The following is an 18,042-nucleotide window of genomic DNA, read 5'->3' as shown; positions in this document are numbered from 1 at the left end:
GCGTTCTGCCCGGGCGCTCACTCGGTGGTCAGGCTCTCCAGCTCACGGCTGAGGCTGGCCCGGGATAGTTCGCCCATGTGGCTCTTCAGCATCCGCCCCTGGCCGTCGTAGAACAGTGTGGTCGGCAGGCCGTAGGAACCGGTCAGCGCGCCGAAGCGGTTGCCGCCGTCGATCAACACGTCCTGCACCTCCAGGCCCTGCTCCTGCAGGAAGCGCTTCACGTGTTCGGCGTTCTCGCCCTGGTTGATCAGCACGAAGCGCAGGTCGGGGCGGGCCTGCTGGGCCGCTTGCAGGGCCGGCATCTCGCGGCGGCACGGCGGGCACCAGGTGGCCCAGAGGTTGATCACCAGCGGCCGACCATCCAGTTCACGGATATCCACAGGCTTGCCGTCGAGGTCGCTCAGCGCCACGTCCGGCAGTTGGCGGCCGCTCTCCAGGGCTGCCAGCAGCGCGCTGCCGCCGCCCCAGAGCGTGGCGCCCACCAGCAGGGCGATACCCAAGGGGCGGCGTACGGCTGGGTGGCGACGGACATGGAGAATGCCCACCAGTGCCGCCAGCGCCAGGCCGGGCAGGAGGAGGAAGCCGCCGTCGCGGATATCCAGCATGCGCCAGGGTTCGGTGCGGTACTCGGCGAAATAGAAAGCGACGAAGGTGAGACGCGCCGCCAGCACCCCGGCGACCAGCATGGCGAACAGGGCGCCTTCGGGGTTGGCGCCTCGTTTGCGCCCCAGCCACCAGCCACAGCCAAGAGCGACGAAGAAGCCCAGGTAGAAAAGCGCCTGGGAGGCGGAAAGGGCGACAGGGCCGATTTGCAGGCTGTTCATCGAGGTGGACCAGGTGGCTTGGCGGGTGGGGCCGCAGTATGCCATCGGCCCTGGCGTGGCCCGGCGGCGCAAGTGTTTCCCTGCTTTACGGGGCTCAGGGCTCAGGGCTCGGTGGCCGGGCGGTACTGCAGTGCCTCGGCCAGGTGCTGGCGGGCAATGGTCGGGGTGCCGTCGAGATCGGCGAGGGTGCGGGCGACCTTGATGATGCGGTGTGCGGCGCGCAACGACAGGCCGAGGCGTTCGCAGGCGTTTTCCAGCCAGCGACGGTCCTCCACCACCAGCGGGCAGTGGCGACGCAGGCCCTGGAGGTCGAGAAACGCGTTGGCGCAGCCCTGGCGATCGAGCTGGCGCTGGCGGGCCTGGGCCACGGTTTTCGCGGCGCTGGCACTGTCCTGGCCACCGGGCTTGGGGTCGTCCAGGGAGGTGGCTTCGCGGGCGACGGTGAGGTGCAGGTCGATGCGGTCGAGCAGCGGGCCGGAGAGCTTGGCGCGGTAGCGCTGGATCTGTTCCGGGGTGCAACGGCACGGGTTGGTGACGTCACCCAGGTAGCCACAGGGGCAGGGGTTCATGGCGGCGACCAGTTGGAAGCGCGCCGGGAAGCGCACCCGGTCGTTGGCCCGGGCGATGACGATCTCTCCGTTCTCCAGGGGCTCGCGCAGGACTTCGAGGACCTTTCTGTCGAACTCCGGCAGCTCGTCGAGGAACAGCACGCCCTGGTGGGCCAGGGTGATTTCGCCAGGGCGGGGCTTGCTGCCGCCACCCACCAGGGCGGGCCCGGATGCACTGTGGTGCGGCTGGCGGAAGGGGCGTTGCGGCCAACTGTCCAGCGGGGTGTTGCTGGCCACCGAGTGGATGGCGGCGACTTCCAGTGCCTCCTGCTCCTGCAAGGGCGGCAGCAGGCCGGGCAGGCGGCTGGCGAGCAGCGTCTTGCCGGTGCCGGGCGGCCCGGAGAGCAGCCGGTTGTGATAAAATACACCTAAATTATACAGAAGCATCATCATGGCAAAGGCATACAGCTACGTTCGGTTCTCCACCCCAGAGCAAGCCAAAGGGGATAGTTATCGTCGGCAGATGGCTTCAGCTAAAAAATACGCTAGCGACAATGGATTAGAGCTTGTTACTGAAGATGAGTATAAGTTCTTCGATCTTGGAGTTAGTGCATATAAGGGGAAGAACCAGGGGCCTACTAGCAGTCTAAACAGGTTTAAACAGCTTGTGGAGTCTGGGAGTATTCAGGCGGGTTCATACCTACTTGTTGAGTCGCTTGATAGAATTAGTCGGGAAGAAGTTGCTCAAGCCCTATCAGGGTTTCTTTCAATTCTTGCGTTAGATATTAATATTGTCACGATAAGTGACAGTATGGTTTATACAAGAAATCCGGATCTTACCCAGTTATTGATATCAATCATGCAAATGGGTAGGGCTCATAGTGAGTCTTTGCATAAAGCTCAGCGTCTATCTGCTAACTGGGAGCAAAAAAGAGGGAAGGCTCGTGATAATCGAACGCCCATAGGAGGCGTGTGCCCATATTGGATAAAGTTTGTTAATGGAGGCTATGAACTAATTGAGCAGCATGCAAGAATTGTTAGGCTGATTTTCGATCTTACAATACAGGGTTACGGGCATCATGCAATTTCTACCAAGCTTAACGCGGAGGGAGTGCCGGTCTTTGGTTCCGTGAATAGAAATAAATCACAGCTGTGGGGTAAGAGTACTATTAATAAAATACTCAACAATCGTGCGGTGCTCGGTGAGTATCAGCCGATGAAGCATGAGGGAGCTCGAAGAATTGAACAAGGCGAGCCCATCACTAATTACTATCCGGCTGTTGTATCCGAGCAGACGTTTTATGCCGCCTCAGCTGCTACTAGGCAAAGATTCATATCTAGATCAACGCGTCAGTCTAAGAACTTCAACGTATGGTCGAAAATTGCAAAATGTAGTTTTTGTAAGACGGCGATGCATCTGGTGAATAAAGGTGAAGGCACTAAAGGTGGCGTATATCTACGTTGTTATGGGGCGGTAAAGGGTAAGTGCCATAATCGAAGTATACGGATATCTGATGCTGATGTCGTATTCAAAGAAATTCTTGCGAAACTAGATTCGCTATCTTTGGTTACGGATACAAGAAAGGAGCTCTCGCTTAGAGTATCAGAGCTAGAGGGTAGAGAATTAAAGGCTGCAACTCAGCTTGAGCGGTTTGTTGAACTGTTGGAAGAAGTGCCGTCAAATGCACTGGCGATAAAAATTGCTAAGAAAGAATTAGAGTTGTCAGGAATTAGGGAGGAAATAGATGATGTCAGGCGTCAGATTTCTCAAGAGCACATATTCGATAAAAATGTTTTCTTTGATAAGCTTGATCTTGAAACCTATGAGGGCAGGGCTGAAGCAAACGCATACCTTCAGAGTAGGAAGGTTCAGGTGTTTATGAAGCGGACGTTGCAAGAAACTATATTCCTTTCTGATGTCTCAGGCATGCCATTTTTAGCGTTTGTCTTCCAGGGCGATGGCTTTAAGATGTTGCCCCTTACAAAGAAGGCGCTGGTCTCTATAGTTAATCAGACGGATGTAAAAGAAACGTTGTTTCCTTACAGTCCAACCAAAATGATTGAGTCAATCGCAGATGCTGAGGAAGTAGCCAATGGGGAGGGTGTTGACCTCGATAAACTAGAAATCTATAAGCCCTCTTCAGAGCCAGGAATGAAGGAGCGGTTACTTAAATCTCTGGGGCTAGAGTAAGATTTACAGCTCCCTAGGGAACCCAGTCGACTAGTTTGCATTTTGGTACCATCCGCATTTACATCCCCCGCCACCCTTCAGCGGGGACTATCCCGCCTTCATGGCTCGCTGAACTGTGGACAGGCTTACCCCATAAGCTTTAGCAGTCGCTCTATAACTATTCCCGGATTCGACATGGTTTCGGATTGACGCGTCGTCAATAGTTTTGATTCTGCCTTTGTAAACCCCGTTCCTTTTGGCTCTTGTAATTCCTTCGAGTTGACGTTCGCGTATCATCGCTCTTTCAAATTGGGCGACTGAGCCCATGACAGATAGCATGAGTTCTTGAGTTGGATTATGTTCGCCCGTGAACAGTAAGCCCTCTTTATGAAACTGAACGTGGACACCCTTTTTTATCATGCCCTGTACCAGCGCCAGTAAATCTACCAGAGAGCGTGCAAGCCGATCTATGGAGTGAACATGGATGACGTCGCCATCTCGTACATATTCAAGCATTTCTTGAAGTTTTGGACGGTCTATGGTTCCGCCAGACACTTTGTCAGTGAATACTTTGTCTAGGCGCACCCCGTCGAGTTGACGCTCTGTGTTTTGTTCGGCTGAACTCACGCGTACGTATCCAATGTCTGCCATTTTCATCATCCTGTATTCATATGGGTCTAGATGTAAGCATTATGGCTGTATTCAAAAATAATGCAAACCCAAATGAATACAGGTCAAGCCATTAATCGTGTATTCACCCTAATGTCGTTTTCAGAAGACGGCTGCACTGAACGTCAGAAGCCGACTGCACTATAGCAGCGGAGGGGTTGGATCCATCAGGCAACGACGGGCTGCTGCCGGCCATCAGCGGACGCAGGGAGGACTTTCCGCAACCGGCCGTTCGATGCGGCACCGATGGCCTTCGCGCAGGGGTAGTGAATCCGCCAGGATTGACTTGCGCTGCCCTACCTCTCACTAGTGAGGGGCGGCAGCGCATCAAGCGGTGAGCGCACTCCGGCACCGCCAACTTTCAGCACATGCGTGTAAATCATCGTCGTAGAGACGTCGGAATGGCCGAGCAGATCCTGCACGGTTCGAATGTCGTAACCGCTGCGGAGCAAGGCCGTCGCGAACGAGTGGCGGAGGGTGTGCGGTGTGGCGGGCTTCGTGATGCCTGCTTGTTCTACGGCACGTTTGAAGGCGCGCTGAAAGGTCTGGTCATACATGTGATGGCGACGCACGACACCGCTCCGTGGATCGGTCGAATGCGTGTGCTGCGCAAAAACCCAGAACCACGGCCAGGAATGCCCGGCGCGCGGATACTTCCGCTCAAGGGCGTCGGGAAGCGCAACGCCGCTGCGGCCCTCGGCCTGGTCCTTCAGCCACCATGCCCGTGCACGCGACAGCTGCTCGCGCAGGCTGGGTGCCAAGCTCTCGGGTAACATCAAGGCCCGATCCTTGGAGCCCTTGCCCTCCCGCACGATGATCGTGCCGTGATCGAAATCCAGATCCTTGACCCGCAGTTGCAAACCCTCACTGATCCGCATGCCCGTTCCATACAGAAGCTGGGCGAACAAACGATGCTCGCCTTCCAGAAAACCGAGGATGCGAACCACTTCATCCGGGGTCAGCACCACCGGCAAGCGCCGCGACGGCCGAGGTCTTCCGATCTCCTGAAGCCAGGGCAGATCCGTGCACAGCACCTTGCCGTAGAAGAACAGCAAGGCCGCCAATGCCTGACGATGCGTGGAGACCGAAACCTTGCGCTCGTTCGCCAGCCAGGACAGAAATGCCTCGACTTCGCTGCTGCCCAAGGTTGCCGGGTGACGCACACCGTGGAAACGGATGAAGGCACGAACCCAGTGGACATAAGCCTGTTCGGTTCGTAAGCTGTAATGCAAGTAGCGTATGCGCTCACGCAACTGGTCCAGAACCTTGACCGAACGCAGCGGTGGTAACGGCGCAGTGGCGGTTTTCATGGCTTGTTATGACTGTTTTTTTGTACAGTCTATGCCTCGGGCATCCAAGCAGCAAGCGCGTTACGCCGTGGGTCGATGTTTGATGTTATGGAGCAGCAACGATGTTACGCAGCAGGGCAGTCGCCCTAAAACAAAGTTATACAAATGAAAGGAGTCAGCAGTGAGCAAAACAATAGCAGTATTTGCGAGTGCCAGAAGGAATGGCAATACAGGTAGACTTATAGATTGGATCTCTTCTGAGCTAGATATTGGTGTAATCAATTTGTTGGATAAAGACATATCACCCTATGACTATGATCACAAAAACATAGGCGATGATTTTCTTTCTGTGATGAATCAATTGCTAGATTACGAGAATATAATTTTGGCAACGCCAGTTTATTGGTACGGCCCAAGTGCTCAAATGAAGGTATTTATTGATAGAACATCGGATTTTCTGGATGTTGATGAGCTAAAGGATATTGGTAGGCGGCTGCGCAGTAAAACAGGTTTTGTTGTTTGCACATCCATTAGCAGCGATGCTGATAGCTCATTTCTCAATTCATTTAAAGATACCTTCAGATATCTTGGCATGGGCTATGGCGGCTATGTTCACGCAAACTGCGAAAACGGTTTCAATTCTCAAGATTACCAAGCCGATGTTGATAGGTTTATTCATCTTGTAAAAAACAATTGATTTCCAAAATGGTCAATCTGGTTACCAGCAAAATTTGTATAACAAGTCGTTCAAGCCGACGGCGCTACGCGCCGCGGCTTAACTCCAGCGTTAGATGCTTTGCTGTGCGCACAAATTTCGGCCAGCAACAAGACTGTTTTTTTTTCTTAAATCGAACCTAAAATTTCTTCGCGGAACTCCATGGAGAAATATTTTGAAAAATTGGTTATTTCTGGCTACGGCCATTATTTTTGAGGTCATTGCAACCTCTGCGCTCAAGTCTAGTGAGGGCTTTACTAGGTTAGTACCGTCTTTTATCGTCGTAGCGGGATACGCTGCTGCTTTTTATTTCCTGTCGCTGACACTCAAATCGATTCCTGTTGGAATCGCCTACGCAGTTTGGTCGGGCCTCGGGATCGTCTTGGTCACTGCGATTGCATGGGTTTTGCATGGTCAAAAACTAGATATGTGGGGATTTGTTGGTGTCGGCTTCATTATCAGCGGCGTTGCTGTGCTCAACTTGCTATCTAAGGCAAGTGTTCACTAAAACGGTCGCATCTAACCATTCCGTCGAGAGGGACCGCCCACAAGCTGCGCTTGCGGGTTCCCTTCGCGGCTTCGCCGCTACGGCGGCCCCTCACGTCAAACGTTGAACGACAGCTTTCCCAAAAGCTCTACGGCTGCTCTGGGTCGACACCGGTAATCGGATCGTTGCCGCACTGAACAGCGCCCCGTTCCAGGTCGCCTCCATTTATGCGGCTGAACCGAGGGAGAGCAGCTTTACGCCGTCTGGCCGCAGTTCGCCCTTGGGCGACACGTGCCGGTAGAGCGTCTGCCGGGTAATCCCGAGTTCTTCGCAGAGATCGCCCACCTTGGTTTCCGGTTGCCCCATGCTGGCCATCGCCAGGCGTAGCTTGGCGGCGGTCATCTTGAAGGGGCGCCCCCCTTTCCTGCCGCGAGCGCGCGCCGAGATAAGTCCAGCGACTGTTCGCTCGGAAATCAACTCACGCTCGAACTCGGCCAGCGCGGCAAAAATACCGAACACAAGCTTGCCGGCGGCAGTCGTCGTGTCGACCGCCGCACCGTGACCGGTCAGGACCTTCAGGCCCACGCTACGCGCAGTTAGGTCGTGCACGGTGTTGATCAGGTGGCGCAGATCACGGCCAAGCCGATCGAGCTTCCACACGATCAGCGTGTCCCCTTCACGAAGCGCCTTCAGGCAAGCAGCCAACCCTGGGCGATCATCGCGCCTGCCCGAGGCCAGATCCTCGTAAAGGTGCGCAAGGCTCACACCAGCGGCGATGAGCGCATCGCGTTGCAAATTGGTGGACTGGGATCCGTCCGCCTTCGATACCCGCATGTAGCCGATCAGCACCTTTTCACCCGTCACGTATACGTTCGATTATGTGACAGTGTGAACCGGAAAGTTCTGGTCGTCAAAATTTGTCACTTAACCCGTCATTCTGTCTAAGACATGCAAAGGGCTCATCAGGCTCGTAATGTGACAAAAATTCCGTGGGGATGCCTTCCTTCGCGAAGGTAGCGCGCAACTGTTCCAGGGAAGCGGGGTCGCGCCGACCATAGGAAGCCAACGCGAACAGCGAGCGTGCCGTCTCGGGGTCGTGCCGCGCTTCAATGATGGCGTCATCAATGGCCTTGACCGCACGCTGCCAGTGATCGACGGGTTCGGGCTTCAGCGCTTTCGCCGGCAGGCCACTGGTGAACCCGGTTTGGGGCTCGGACCAGAACAGCTTTGCATGCTCGCCTGGCGGGCTAATATCCCTCACCTCAATCAAGCTGATTGCCGTTGCCGCCGCCTCCAGCATCTGCAATCGTACTGCCGGGTTCAGGGTTTCATACGGTCGCCACAGACTTTGCCCAGCACGCAGCGGATGCCCGCAGCCTTCCCATACTTGGCGGAGATACCCCGCGCAGGTTCCGCACGTCGAAAGCGGGGTGTTCAGCTCATCGAGCAGCGTGCGTATTAGCCGAAACCACAATCCAGCGTGGATGCGTCGGCGCGGCAGCTCCACATGGCCGGTCGTCAGTGCCTGCCAGGTACGCCGGTCCATCACTGCAATCGCGTCGCTGGCGGTGCGCGGCGCAGTGTCGGCGTTATCCCAGCCGAGAAACCGCCCAGGCACGCCCCAATAGGATTCCAGCCAGCAACCATGCAGCGGGCAGCTCAGCATCAGGGGCAGCTTCCATGCAAGCAGTACGGCTTGGTTTGCCGGGTCGTTCAGACAGAGCGGACAGGCGCGATGTATCGGCTGGCTGGGCAGCCAGGCACGCCAGTTCGTGATGGATCGCGTCCTACGGCGGAGTTTCGGCAGCAGCACCGAGAGCTGGAACGCATAGGTTTCCAATGCGTCTGGAATCTGATCATCAAGGCTATCCAGTAGCCAAGGCACCCAGCCGGCGAAACTCATGCAACGCAGCCGGTCCAGCTCGATGCCGCTCCGCTGGAAGAGCATCATCAGCAGCGACAGTGGTGGCGCGGTATCCAGGTCATCAACCTGGCCGTGACCAAGATCGTGCTCCAGCAGGTCGGACACCTCCATGTGATAGCAAAGGGCCACGCGGTTGAGCCATGAAGACAAGGCTTCGCCTTCCTTGGGAGCCGGATGCAGCGGCCAGCGTGGCGCTGGCTTCACATCAGTTCCCGCTCGAATTGCCGACGCCGCTCGCTTGGGCCGGTGTAATCGGCCATGCTGAGCGTGCGGTGGTTGATCGCTTCCTCGCCGCTCTCCACGGCGACGAGGGCCGCCGCCATCAGCAAGTGCGCCAGTTCGCCGATGGTGCCCTCGCTGCGTGTGAGCAGGTAGCGGGCCATGTCCAGCGTGGCAATCGACGAGGGTCGCCGCAATGGAAGCGAAGCGGCGAAGCTGGCCAGCAGTGAGCAGCAATCGTCGTTGGCCTCCCACACCGGCAGCATCATGGGCTCGAAGCGGTTTTCCAATTGGTCATCCGAGCGGATGGCCAGGTAGGCGTCGCGCGTGCCGACCCCGACCAATGGGATGCGCAGCTCATTGCCGAGGAAGCGCAGCAGGTTGAGAAATTCCCGCCGGTTGACGCTGTTGCCGGCCAAGACGTTGTGCAGCTCGTCGATCACCAGCATGCGCACGCCGACCTTGCGCAGCAGTGCCAGCGCCAGTTGCTCCATTTCCGGCAGCCGTGGGCGCGGGCGCAATGGTGCCCCCATCGCGGCAAGTAGCGCGACGTAGAAGCGGATCACCGACGGTTCGGACGGCATCTGCACGACCAGCACCGGCATGTGTTCCTGGTCCGCGTCGGAGCTGGCCGGATGCGTGCGCCGGAATTTCTCGATGATCATCGACTTGCCGTTGTTGGTCGGGCCAACCAGCAGCAGGTTGGGCATGCGTTGCTTGTTTGGCCACGCATACAGGGTTTCCAGCCGGTTCAGCGCCTCGACCGCGCGCGGGTAGCCGATCCAGCGGTCGGCGCGAAGGCGCTGGATGCGCTCGTCCGCCGGCAGCCGAGCCAGCCCCTGTGCAGCTGGCAGCAGGTGTGACAAGTCGATGATGGGATATTCGTCCACGGCTACCACTCCTCGATCTGGTCGAACGGTTTGGCCGGAGGCAGGTTGTCTGCCTGCGGATCAGCAACGTCCGTTTTCGGCGGAATCGGCTTGTCCGGCGGAGGCGATGCCTTGAGGTGCTGGCGTCGATCCGCGTCGCGCCGCGCCTTGCGCGTGGCCTTCTGTGCGGTGGTCACGATCTCGCGCATCTGCCCGATCATGCGGAACAGCGCCGACTCATCCACCTGTTCGCGTCCCTGCTGCCGCAATTTCGTCAGCGCCTGCCGTTGTTCCCAGAGGGTGACAGCCGGGTGCGACAAGGTACGGTAGGGGATTTCCAGGTAATGCTGCCCCTCCGGTTCCAGCACCCAGATACGGCTGATGTCACGCGGGTCGCGCCGGATCAGGAAAGCGGGCAAGCGGTCGCGTCGTGCGATCCACGGTTTGAGCGCATCGGCGTAGTAGTGAATGTGGTCGATGACAAAGCCGGTGCGAGTCAGAGTACGGCGAATGATGGGCAGGAAATCGACCAAAAAAGCCAAGGCGCGGGTGACGACAGCCGGTACACCGACACGCGCCACGGCTTCTGACCAGCGCGCCGCCGGCGGCTGAAGCAGGCCGTTGTGCACAGAGCCGTGATAGGTGCCCACCGCCAACGTGAGCCAGCGCTCCAGCTCACGCAATGTCAGGGCGGCCTTGTTTTCGGAATCGTAGTCCCCGCGCTGGTCAGGGTTGGAGAAGGTCGTCCCTGGCAATTCATCGTGGATCATCTGCATCGCCGTACCGATGATCCGTTCCACGATGCCGCCGTAGTGCGGCTGCCCTGGCGGACGATAGTCCAACCGGATGCCGTGCTGCTCGCAGCCACGGCGCAGCGCCTCGCTCTTGAACTCGGCCGCGTTGTCCAAGTAGAGCAGCCTGGGCTTGCCGCTCATCGGCCAATCCATTTCTATATTCAGACCCTCCAGCCAGGGACGCTTGTCGCAGGCGACATGCACAAGGCACAGGCCGACCGAAACAGATGACGGCGCTTCCAGCGTGACGACCATGCCGAGCACGCAGCGGGTAAACACGTCGATGGCGATGGTCAGATACGGACGGCCAATCGGTTGCCGGTCGCGCTCGTCCACCACGATCAGGTCGATGACCGTGTGATCAATCTGCACTTGTTCCAGTGGCGCGGTCACGGCGGGAGGCTCACCACCGACACCTTGCAGGCTGCGGGACGCATCCTGACCTTCCCGGCGGCGAGTGGCCTTGAGCGGGTCGAGGCCGGCGATCCGCAGGGCCAAAGTGTTGCGCGCCGGCACCCGTAGCTTTTGCGCTTTGCAAGCCTGCGCGACCTCGCGGTGGAACGCCGCCAGGCTACGCTTCTGCTTGGTCAGGAAGCGCTTTTGCAGCAACTCGCGGATGATGCGCTCAACTGATTCCGGCAAGCGTCCCTTGCCTTTTCCGCCGCCGGACTGGCCGGGAACCAGGTCCGTCACAAACCCAGCACCTTGCCGGGCACGCCGGATCAGGACATACACCTGCCGCCTGGATAGGCCCAGCGCTTGAGCAGCGGCATCGGCGGCTTCATGCCCAACCACTTCAAGCGCTGCCAGCGGCCCGATGATTTCGGTCCGGTGCCGGGCCTGTGCCCATGCCGCATCGGGCAGGGTGGCCACGCCCTGCTCGGCAATTGGTAATGTGTCTGACGCCATGCTCACACCTCGCTTTGGTGCACACGAGTATTGAGCATAGTCGAGATTGGTGCAGATGACTTCTGATATTGCGTGGTCAGGAGCCGACTGCACACCTGGCGTTACGCCCCGTCAATTGGTGCAGTCGTCTTCTGAAAATGACACCTAATGTATTCATTTGCGTGTACTCTAAGGAACACTGGCGAAGAGCTTCGCAGGTGAGGCTGGGCGTCTAATCGCCATGGTTCGCTTGTCTGGGGGGGAGGATTCACTTTACGCTCTCTGTCCAAATGCGGTAGCTTCTTATACTGTATGTATCCACAGTTTCATTGGTGGTGATTCTTGACATGACTGATCTCTTCACTGCGTCGGAATTCGGTGCTGTATCTCCCATGATGGAGATGGGGGCATACGAATGGCTATGGCAGCAGGGGGACGGTGATCGCAAAGCGTCTTTCAAGTGGCTGGCTGAGCTGTTCGGGAGTCAGCCGGGGCGTTGGCCGTCTCAGCTCGTTGATGCGGATGCTGCCCATGAGTGCGCTATGCAGGTTTTGGCCCGCTTCCAAAAGCAGGGGGTTAGCTCATTTAACGTGCAGATGCGCGGCCTTGTTGACTACCCGGATGCACTGCAAGATGCCGACAATCCTTTGCAGTTCCTCTACTACCAAGGGGACTGGGATTTGGTATACACCCCTAAGCGAGTGGCAATCGTCGGTACACGTAACCCGAGCGATGAAGGGGTTCGCAGAACGGCAAAGCTGGCCAGTTTGCTCGTGCGGGAGGGGTTTACGATTGTTTCGGGGCTGGCAAAAGGCGTTGACACCGTTGCTCATGAGACGGCCATTCGGTCGGGGGGCAAAACGATTGCAGTTATCGGAACGCCATTGGATCAGGTTTACCCTAAAGAAAACGCTGAGTTGCAGCGGCGCATTGCTAAAGACTTTTTGCTGGTTAGCCAAGTTCCGGTTCTGATCTACGCAAAGCGTCCTCCAACAATCAATAGGATGTTTTTTCCCGAGCGAAACATCACGATGTCCGCATTAACCCAGGCCACTATAATTGTCGAGGCGGGTGAAACATCCGGAACTCTCATCCAGGCTAGGGCGGCTCTGAAGCAGGGGCGAAAGTTGTTCATTCTGGATAGTAATTTCCACAACCCCAAGCTTTCATGGCCTCATAGGTTTGCGGAGAAAGGCGCAATCCGGGTTCGTGACCTTGATGACATTGTCTCTAACCTTCATGCCGACACCACCAAGACTGATTGACCTTAGCAACAGAAGCGATCATTTCCATCTGCGCGATGGGGATGAGTGCCTATATTTTCACGATTACACGCCGCGCCAAGGTGCCACGCATAGCCAGGGCAATCAACTCATCTTCAACTTGAAGAAGTCTGTTCTGAGGCGAAACGAAGGACACTACAGGTACAAGCTACAAGCTATTGCTCAATCGGCGGCGATGCTTCGTGCGGCATTTAATCAATCAAATTGGGTATTTAATCAGGCTACATTTAGCCCCATTCCACCATCTAAAATGCGCGACCATCCTGAGTATGATGATCGGATGACTCGGATCATTGCTGATGCGTGCCAGGGTACTAACGCTGATGTCCGTGAGCTGATAATTCAGGGGCAGGGTTATGATGCATGTCATCTACAAGCTGACGGTGAGCGGCTTCGACCTGCACAGCTAGAAGCAATGTACACGCTCGCTCCACCAGAACCGAGGGGTATGGTGGTTCTTGTTGATGATGTGCTGACCACAGGTGCGCATTTTGTGGCGGCAAAGAATGCCATCTTGGCGCAGTACCCGGGGACTCGTGTTGTGGGCTTCTTTATTGCGCGTAGGGTGGTACCTAATCCGTTTGCGAACCTGGCCGACTTCCTAGATTGAGAGTCTTCTCATTCTCTTGAAAGCGCATGTTCGACACGGGTGATCAGCTCTGTTGGGGAGCATTTCAGCGCGCTAGCCAGCCTAAACACTATTGTGATCGTTGGCTGGTTGATACCCCGCTCGATCAGGCTAACGTAGTTCCTCTGGATGTCAGCCTCATGCGCTAGCTGCTCCTGAGTCAGCCCAGCTTCTTTGCGTTTTTGGCGCAACACCCTTCCGAAAGCCAAACCAATATCCAAGAAACGTCCCCCCTGTGTTCGGGGGACTGTCGGCTACTGGCGTTTCGCGGTCTTCACAGTATATTGTGAAAAAGCTGGGAATTTTGGCATCATGAAATGGACGCCCTTGGAACCTTTCATTGGGTCTGTGGAGGCTTGTGCCGGCGTGATGCGGGCTGGTCGCTAAGCGATTTGATAGGCGGGCTTCCTGCAATAGACAATTTCGCGCTAAAAAGGAAATGAAATGCAAAAAGCTAAAAATTTACCTCTTGCCATTGGGTTAAACATTCTTCTTCCGGGGCTTGGATATATTTACTACGGTAAATGGATTGTGGGTCTTGCAGGTGGCGCGCTGGTCATTGCGATTGCCGCGTCAAATCCAGCTAGAAATGCACTGCTGGTGTGGCTGATGATGAATGCCATCATGTTGATTGACATGCTGATGCTTCATTCGCGAATGAAGAAAAAATTCGCCGTCGCCAACCTTATCAAGTGCCCTTCCTGTGCGGAATCCATCATGAAGGAAGCCAAGAAATGCCGTTTCTGCGGTGAATCGATGAAGGAAGCTGCATGAAAAATATTGCAGTAATTTTTGTTGGTGTTCTTGCGTTTTCTTGGTCGGCGATTGCTGCTAGTAGCTGGGAAACTTTATCTCAGCGAATGGATATGGTGCCCGACTACATCGCAGGAATGTTTGTCAGTCCGATAGACGTTCGCGAAATTCTTCCTGCCATCAAGCGTAACCCAGCGAAGGCGGGCTTGAAGTATGGGAAGCCGGCAGTTTACATAGGCACTGTTAAACGGATCGTGGTAGCTAATCAATCGGATGCTGATCTGATTGTTGATGCTGGAAATGGAGAGGAGATGACGGTTGTACTTTTCCCGTCACAGCCTTCGATTTGGAAGCAAGATGAAAAGGGCGCATGGCAAATTGAGGGGTTGGAATCCACAATGGAGTTTGCAGCGAAACTTGACGGCGGTGAGCAGTTCTATCTTCAGTGCCAGAAATTTGTAACCTCTTTCGGGCGCCACTATTTAAGTGATTGTTTGGCTTTTCCTCCAAAGGTGGTTGAATAGATTAATTTCTTTTCGAGCTAAAGAAAGCCCCGCTGATGCGGGGCTTTTTATTGGCTTTAAACGGCTCGCGGCATTGTGTAATCGATTTTTTTGGTATACGTAAACAGGACGTCTGGTCTTTATCTCCTGAGGGTGAGGTAGCCGTTCAGTCTGGCGGATATAGCTGTTCGTTGGTCGCTCGGTGGAGAGGGCGAGCTTCATCAACCTCGAATCAGCCCTCGGCCATGCTATTGAGAGCATTCGGAGACGGGGCGCTATCCAGGCTGCTTCACGTAGCTTCCCTAGGTGTGATAAAAACCGATACGTAGGGAGGCGCTAGGGCTTCTGCTACCTATGGATTAGGGGTGTTTTGATGGGGCTTGATGTAAAGGCTGTAAAGGCAATTATTGAGAATATAGATAAAAAAATCCCGTTAGGAGATTTTGCTGCAAAGCTGCGAGAGTTGAACCTTCCCTCTTCCAATGCTTGGGCAAAAACTAAAGAGCTCTTGGTTGATCTGCTTGATGGTAAGTTGTCGCCTGCTCAGGAAGCATCTTTTAATAATTTGTGTGGTTGGGTTGAAGATTTTGTTCTCCATTCTCCCAAGGCGATCTATATTTTTAAGCTTTCGAAGAATTTTCATTGCACAGTTGATGATGCAGAGAAACACTTTGTTAAGAATCTGACTAAGTTGGCGCGTAGTGATTATCCACACCAATTCCCCGCTATGTTGGCAAAAGATGAATTGGCTGTCTTCAGTAATGCCTTCTGTTTAAGAAAGATCGAGTCTGGTTCAGTAGATGATAAGGTTGTGGTTGGCTCTGGTGATGGTGATGGTGACAATAGAACGGTTACGATCAAGAATGACAAGGTGGATGTGGTATTTTCGTACGTAAAGGAATATCAGGTTCGTGATGAAATCCACATGACTCCTTCAGAAGTCAAAGCGGTAGACCGTCTAAGTGGATATTACAAAATTATCGGTGTTAAAACCGCGCTACACGAGCATGTGGATGTTGTTCGATTTAACAAAGGTGCTGACTCAATTGAGCTTCACTTAGATATCAGTCGTCCAGGTAATGCGCCCTGCACGCAGTTGGAGATAGCTAATAGAGCAAAGGCCTACATTGACTTTGTTAACGCGTGTATTGCAAGCAAAGTGACAAACTTTGTTCTTCCGTCGCCTCTAAATTTGTTTGGCTGTATTAAGAAAATCTACGACTCACTTGAGGGAAGCGTTTGTGAGTTAGGCTTCTCTCTCACTGTTAGTGGCTCGGTAAAGACAGAGAAAATGAAGCGCACTACTTCAGATTTGCGTTCTGAGCCGTGGCATGCTGCTGGAATGGGCGCGGTTAACAAGTCAGATGTGGATATGTATAGGCTTAGCGTATGTTGGCAAATAGTGGGCAGTAATGATCAGCCGATATTGTCAATTCCCGGTAACTATAAGTCACTTTCTACGGCTGAAGTTGAGTATGCTATAATATCCGGGTGCAAAGAGCGTAAATCTTTTGATTTCGCCTTCTCTAGGCTCGCTAATTATGCAGTGTGATTTATATGTCTCTTGAAATAAAAGATGATGCCTCTAGAAGCTTGTATGAAGCTTCTCGGGCATACTTGCGCGAGAGGAAGGGGCATATACTCACGTTTGCGTCTTTTGCAAAGGCTTTTCCTGACTACACTCGGGAACAATTGGCTCTGAACATTGAATATTTGTGCCGAAAAGAGTGCATGCTCCTCAAGAAAGTATATGTGTTCTCAGATGAAAGCTACGGCCCAACGATTATTGATGAGCGTCTTGTGCATGAATATTTGCGGGGCGGGGTTTTCTATCATCCGGCCAACTCATCTGAAATAGTTGATGACGCGGATGAACATATATTTGTTGAGTTCGAGGTAATTTGATGTCTATTACCTTGCGCGAAGTTAGACAAGCTAAGGAGCTGCGACCAATGTTGCGAGCTCTTATTCGTGATTCAATTAGTTGCTATGCTGATTTCACTCAGTTCATACACGGGGAATTGACTAATATTTTTCGTGATATGGTTAGGAGTTGTCATTTCTTTCAAAAGCAAAGTGAAGATCAAATTACATTTCATGTGATATCACAGTTCAATACTCTTGGTTTCCGGGCGTTGCATGATCCTCAAATCGGGGGGCATGTGGATATATGTATAGAGTATGACGATTATCTATGGCTCGCAGAGGCCAAAATTCATACTGGATATCTACATCTTCAGCGGGGCTGGGAACAATTAACGTCTCGTTATTCGACGGGTATGAAAAATGAAGATGATGGCGCATTCCTGATTTATAACTTCAACAAAAAGGCACTTGGTGTGACCAAGGAATGGCGCTCGGTTTTAACCGACTTCTATCCGGATGTTGAAATACAGTATGAAGAAGATGAGCTGGATTTTCATACTGTGCATGAGCATGTCAGGAGCGGTCGCCGTTATTCAGTGAAGCATTACAATATTCCGCTTCATCATGACCCGAAAGATCGTGAATTGTAGCCAATAGATGCTTTGGCTCTCACCTTGGTTAGGTGTTAATCATTAAACCCCGCGCAAGCGGGGTTTTTTGGTTCCCATATGGGCCTGTAACGCGTTTTGTGGGCGTCTTCATGCCATCCCTATAGGCAGGGGTGGGTTGACGTCAGAGCGCGCTGTATCAAAAGCCTGGAGGGCTTGGCGTGGGGGTGCCAGTCTGGTTCTGAGATATTGGATTGATGAAATAGTCCAATTCAAAGAAATTAGTAAGGTCAATAGCCTCATTAAGTGTTTTTTTCTGTGTTGAATCATCTTGGCTGACTAGCTGAGGCCTACCTTTGATTCTCCATCTTTGAACATCCATCTGAGTTTTCTTGTCTGTGCTGTGAGATTGCCTGCCATTGGGCTTCGTTGCGGTCTTGGCGATGTAGGTCATCCATTTAAAATATTTCTTGGCTTGTTCTTCATCAGACAGGTCATATCCATATTTTTCTTCAGTTGGAGCTATTACCTTGTAGTCAGCTACCAAATTCTTTTCTTTCATGGACGAAAAAAATCTACTCAAGGCATATTTTGTGTTCTTTTTGCCGTCGATAACAACTGCCATGTGATAATGCACTCCGCTCTTATCTATTTCGCAGCTTGTTACTCGTAGCGGCATGTAATCGAATTTTTCTTTGAAGAAGTCAACAAATCTGCTGCTGATCAAGTTAAGTTGTTTTCCTTCTACCAGCCTGAAACGGCAATGTAAGCCTAAAGGGCGGGCAAACTCCTTTGCTGAATGAAAGGACATTGAATACAGGGATTCGACTATTGGGATTATAGTTGGATGCTTTGCGTCGCATTTAATCTGCAAGCCCATGAATTTTGGTTCTGCTATTTCTTTTGGCACAGCGAATTTCCTTTTTTGATTGTATTTTAACCCTCCAGCTTCGGCTATTTTTTCTAACGTTCTATTGGTCGGTTAAATGGTTCATACCAGAGTAA

Annotated in this window: 19 protein-coding genes and 1 pseudogene; 10 read left to right on the top strand and 10 right to left on the bottom strand. The window is 53.7% G+C overall.

Going from position 1 to position 18,042, the window contains the following annotated elements; translation table 11 throughout:
- Positions 1–17: 17 nt before the first annotated feature.
- Together RTW82_RS02595 and RTW82_RS02590 are read right to left on the bottom strand one after the other, a co-directional pair.
- On the bottom strand, positions 18–824 hold the full coding sequence (locus RTW82_RS02595; protein WP_271659594.1) for a TlpA disulfide reductase family protein: 807 nt from the start codon (positions 822–824) through the stop codon (positions 18–20).
- A 101-nt stretch (positions 825–925) separates the two neighbouring features.
- A pseudogene (locus RTW82_RS02590) lies at positions 926–1,789 on the bottom strand (YifB family Mg chelatase-like AAA ATPase); the annotation flags it as partial.
- Positions 1,790–1,823: 34 nt separating this feature from the next.
- Here RTW82_RS02590 and RTW82_RS02585 point away from each other — a divergent pair.
- On the top strand, positions 1,824–3,563 hold the full coding sequence (locus tag RTW82_RS02585) for a recombinase family protein (protein ID WP_316924158.1): 1,740 nt from the start codon (positions 1,824–1,826) through the stop codon (positions 3,561–3,563).
- Between the two features lie 87 nt (positions 3,564–3,650).
- On the opposite strand, the gene RTW82_RS02580 is transcribed toward RTW82_RS02585, so the two are convergent.
- Both RTW82_RS02580 and intI1 read right to left on the bottom strand, forming a co-directional pair.
- Positions 3,651–4,193: a recombinase family protein gene (locus RTW82_RS02580; protein WP_316924157.1), complete on the bottom strand. Its 543-nt coding sequence runs from the start codon at positions 4,191–4,193 to the stop codon at positions 3,651–3,653.
- A 314-nt stretch (positions 4,194–4,507) separates the two neighbouring features.
- Positions 4,508–5,521 carry a class 1 integron integrase IntI1 gene (intI1, locus tag RTW82_RS02575; RefSeq protein WP_000845048.1) on the bottom strand — a complete coding sequence of 338 codons (1,014 nt, stop codon included), beginning with the start codon at positions 5,519–5,521 and terminating at the stop codon, positions 4,508–4,510.
- A gap of 160 nt (positions 5,522–5,681) precedes the next feature.
- Here intI1 and RTW82_RS02570 point away from each other — a divergent pair, with 160 nt between their 5' ends.
- Both RTW82_RS02570 and qacG2 read left to right on the top strand, forming a co-directional pair.
- On the top strand, positions 5,682–6,197 hold the full coding sequence (locus RTW82_RS02570) for a flavodoxin family protein (protein WP_003830721.1): 516 nt from the start codon (positions 5,682–5,684) through the stop codon (positions 6,195–6,197).
- Between the two features lie 193 nt (positions 6,198–6,390).
- Positions 6,391–6,723: a quaternary ammonium compound efflux SMR transporter QacG2 gene (qacG2, locus tag RTW82_RS02565; protein WP_003830719.1), complete on the top strand. Its 333-nt coding sequence runs from the start codon at positions 6,391–6,393 to the stop codon at positions 6,721–6,723.
- 204 nt (positions 6,724–6,927) lie between these two features.
- On the opposite strand, the gene RTW82_RS02560 is transcribed toward qacG2, so the two are convergent.
- From RTW82_RS02560 to RTW82_RS02545, 4 genes are all read right to left on the bottom strand, one after another.
- Entirely contained in the window at positions 6,928–7,551 is a 624-nt protein-coding gene (locus RTW82_RS02560) for a recombinase family protein (protein WP_003155741.1), read from the bottom strand.
- Between the two features lie 61 nt (positions 7,552–7,612).
- The gene (locus RTW82_RS02555; RefSeq protein ID WP_003830790.1) at positions 7,613–8,830 is read right to left on the bottom strand and encodes a TniQ family protein; all 1,218 of its coding nucleotides are present in this window, start codon (positions 8,828–8,830) and stop codon (positions 7,613–7,615) included.
- The gene (locus RTW82_RS02550; RefSeq protein ID WP_003830789.1) at positions 8,827–9,735 is read right to left on the bottom strand and encodes a TniB family NTP-binding protein; all 909 of its coding nucleotides are present in this window, start codon (positions 9,733–9,735) and stop codon (positions 8,827–8,829) included. Before RTW82_RS02550 ends, RTW82_RS02555 begins: the two co-directional genes overlap by 4 nt.
- Positions 9,736–9,737: 2 nt before the next feature.
- Positions 9,738–11,417, bottom strand: coding sequence for a Mu transposase C-terminal domain-containing protein (locus tag RTW82_RS02545; protein ID WP_003830788.1), 1,680 nt, complete (start codon positions 11,415–11,417; stop codon positions 9,738–9,740).
- A gap of 326 nt (positions 11,418–11,743) precedes the next feature.
- Here RTW82_RS02545 and RTW82_RS02540 point away from each other — a divergent pair, with 326 nt between their 5' ends.
- Both RTW82_RS02540 and RTW82_RS02535 read left to right on the top strand, forming a co-directional pair.
- A complete protein-coding gene (locus tag RTW82_RS02540; RefSeq protein ID WP_316924156.1) occupies positions 11,744–12,661 on the top strand; it encodes a DNA-processing protein DprA in 918 nt (305 codons plus the stop codon).
- A complete protein-coding gene (locus tag RTW82_RS02535) occupies positions 12,606–13,289 on the top strand; it encodes a phosphoribosyltransferase (protein WP_316924155.1) in 684 nt (227 codons plus the stop codon). Before RTW82_RS02540 ends, RTW82_RS02535 begins: the two co-directional genes overlap by 56 nt.
- Before the next feature lie 8 nt (positions 13,290–13,297).
- Here RTW82_RS02535 and RTW82_RS02530 read toward each other — a convergent pair whose 3' ends face one another.
- Positions 13,298–13,501, bottom strand: coding sequence for a helix-turn-helix transcriptional regulator (locus RTW82_RS02530; protein ID WP_316924342.1), 204 nt, complete (start codon positions 13,499–13,501; stop codon positions 13,298–13,300).
- A gap of 250 nt (positions 13,502–13,751) precedes the next feature.
- Between RTW82_RS02530 and RTW82_RS02525 the strand changes: the two genes are divergently transcribed.
- The 5 genes from RTW82_RS02525 to RTW82_RS02505 all read left to right on the top strand — a co-directional run bounded on the left by RTW82_RS02525 (position 13,752) and on the right by RTW82_RS02505 (position 17,079).
- A complete protein-coding gene (locus tag RTW82_RS02525) occupies positions 13,752–14,081 on the top strand; it encodes a hypothetical protein (protein ID WP_316924154.1) in 330 nt (109 codons plus the stop codon).
- Positions 14,078–14,584, top strand: coding sequence for a hypothetical protein (locus RTW82_RS02520; RefSeq protein ID WP_316924153.1), 507 nt, complete (start codon positions 14,078–14,080; stop codon positions 14,582–14,584). Before RTW82_RS02525 ends, RTW82_RS02520 begins: the two co-directional genes overlap by 4 nt.
- Before the next feature lie 352 nt (positions 14,585–14,936).
- Positions 14,937–16,115, top strand: coding sequence for a hypothetical protein (locus RTW82_RS02515; RefSeq protein ID WP_316924152.1), 1,179 nt, complete (start codon positions 14,937–14,939; stop codon positions 16,113–16,115).
- A 179-nt stretch (positions 16,116–16,294) separates the two neighbouring features.
- Positions 16,295–16,468, top strand: a complete 174-nt coding sequence (locus RTW82_RS02510) for a hypothetical protein (RefSeq protein WP_316924151.1) — start codon at positions 16,295–16,297, stop codon at positions 16,466–16,468.
- Positions 16,468–17,079 (top strand): hypothetical protein, encoded by a 612-nt coding sequence (locus tag RTW82_RS02505; protein ID WP_316924150.1) that lies wholly within the window; start codon positions 16,468–16,470, stop codon positions 17,077–17,079. The genes RTW82_RS02510 and RTW82_RS02505 overlap by 1 nt, the downstream gene beginning before the upstream one ends.
- A gap of 157 nt (positions 17,080–17,236) precedes the next feature.
- Here RTW82_RS02505 and RTW82_RS02500 read toward each other — a convergent pair whose 3' ends face one another.
- The gene (locus RTW82_RS02500; RefSeq protein WP_316924149.1) at positions 17,237–17,947 is read right to left on the bottom strand and encodes a hypothetical protein; all 711 of its coding nucleotides are present in this window, start codon (positions 17,945–17,947) and stop codon (positions 17,237–17,239) included.
- Positions 17,948–18,042: the final 95 nt, after the last annotated feature.

This window comes from Pseudomonas sp. zfem005 (assembly GCF_032621735.1).
GTDB lineage: Bacteria > Pseudomonadota > Gammaproteobacteria > Pseudomonadales > Pseudomonadaceae > Metapseudomonas > Metapseudomonas solani.
This window is presented reverse-complemented; position numbering and strand designations above follow the sequence as displayed.

What these genes read in the sequence shown, in the direction of transcription:
- RTW82_RS02595 (WP_271659594.1), bottom strand. Translation starts at nt 824, where the DNA reads ATGAACAGCCTGCAAATCGGCCCTGTCGCCCTTTCCGCCTCCCAGGCG.
- RTW82_RS02585 (WP_316924158.1), top strand. Translation starts at nt 1,824, where the DNA reads ATGGCAAAGGCATACAGCTACGTTCGGTTCTCCACCCCAGAGCAAGCC.
- RTW82_RS02580 (WP_316924157.1), bottom strand. Translation starts at nt 4,193, where the DNA reads ATGGCAGACATTGGATACGTACGCGTGAGTTCAGCCGAACAAAACACA.
- intI1 (WP_000845048.1), bottom strand. Translation starts at nt 5,521, where the DNA reads ATGAAAACCGCCACTGCGCCGTTACCACCGCTGCGTTCGGTCAAGGTT.
- RTW82_RS02545 (WP_003830788.1), bottom strand. Translation starts at nt 11,417, where the DNA reads ATGGCGTCAGACACATTACCAATTGCCGAGCAGGGCGTGGCCACCCTG.
- RTW82_RS02540 (WP_316924156.1), top strand. Translation starts at nt 11,744, where the DNA reads ATGACTGATCTCTTCACTGCGTCGGAATTCGGTGCTGTATCTCCCATG.
- RTW82_RS02525 (WP_316924154.1), top strand. Translation starts at nt 13,752, where the DNA reads ATGCAAAAAGCTAAAAATTTACCTCTTGCCATTGGGTTAAACATTCTT.
- RTW82_RS02520 (WP_316924153.1), top strand. Translation starts at nt 14,078, where the DNA reads ATGAAAAATATTGCAGTAATTTTTGTTGGTGTTCTTGCGTTTTCTTGG.
- RTW82_RS02515 (WP_316924152.1), top strand. Translation starts at nt 14,937, where the DNA reads ATGGGGCTTGATGTAAAGGCTGTAAAGGCAATTATTGAGAATATAGAT.
- RTW82_RS02510 (WP_316924151.1), top strand. Translation starts at nt 16,295, where the DNA reads ATGCTCCTCAAGAAAGTATATGTGTTCTCAGATGAAAGCTACGGCCCA.
- RTW82_RS02505 (WP_316924150.1), top strand. Translation starts at nt 16,468, where the DNA reads ATGTCTATTACCTTGCGCGAAGTTAGACAAGCTAAGGAGCTGCGACCA.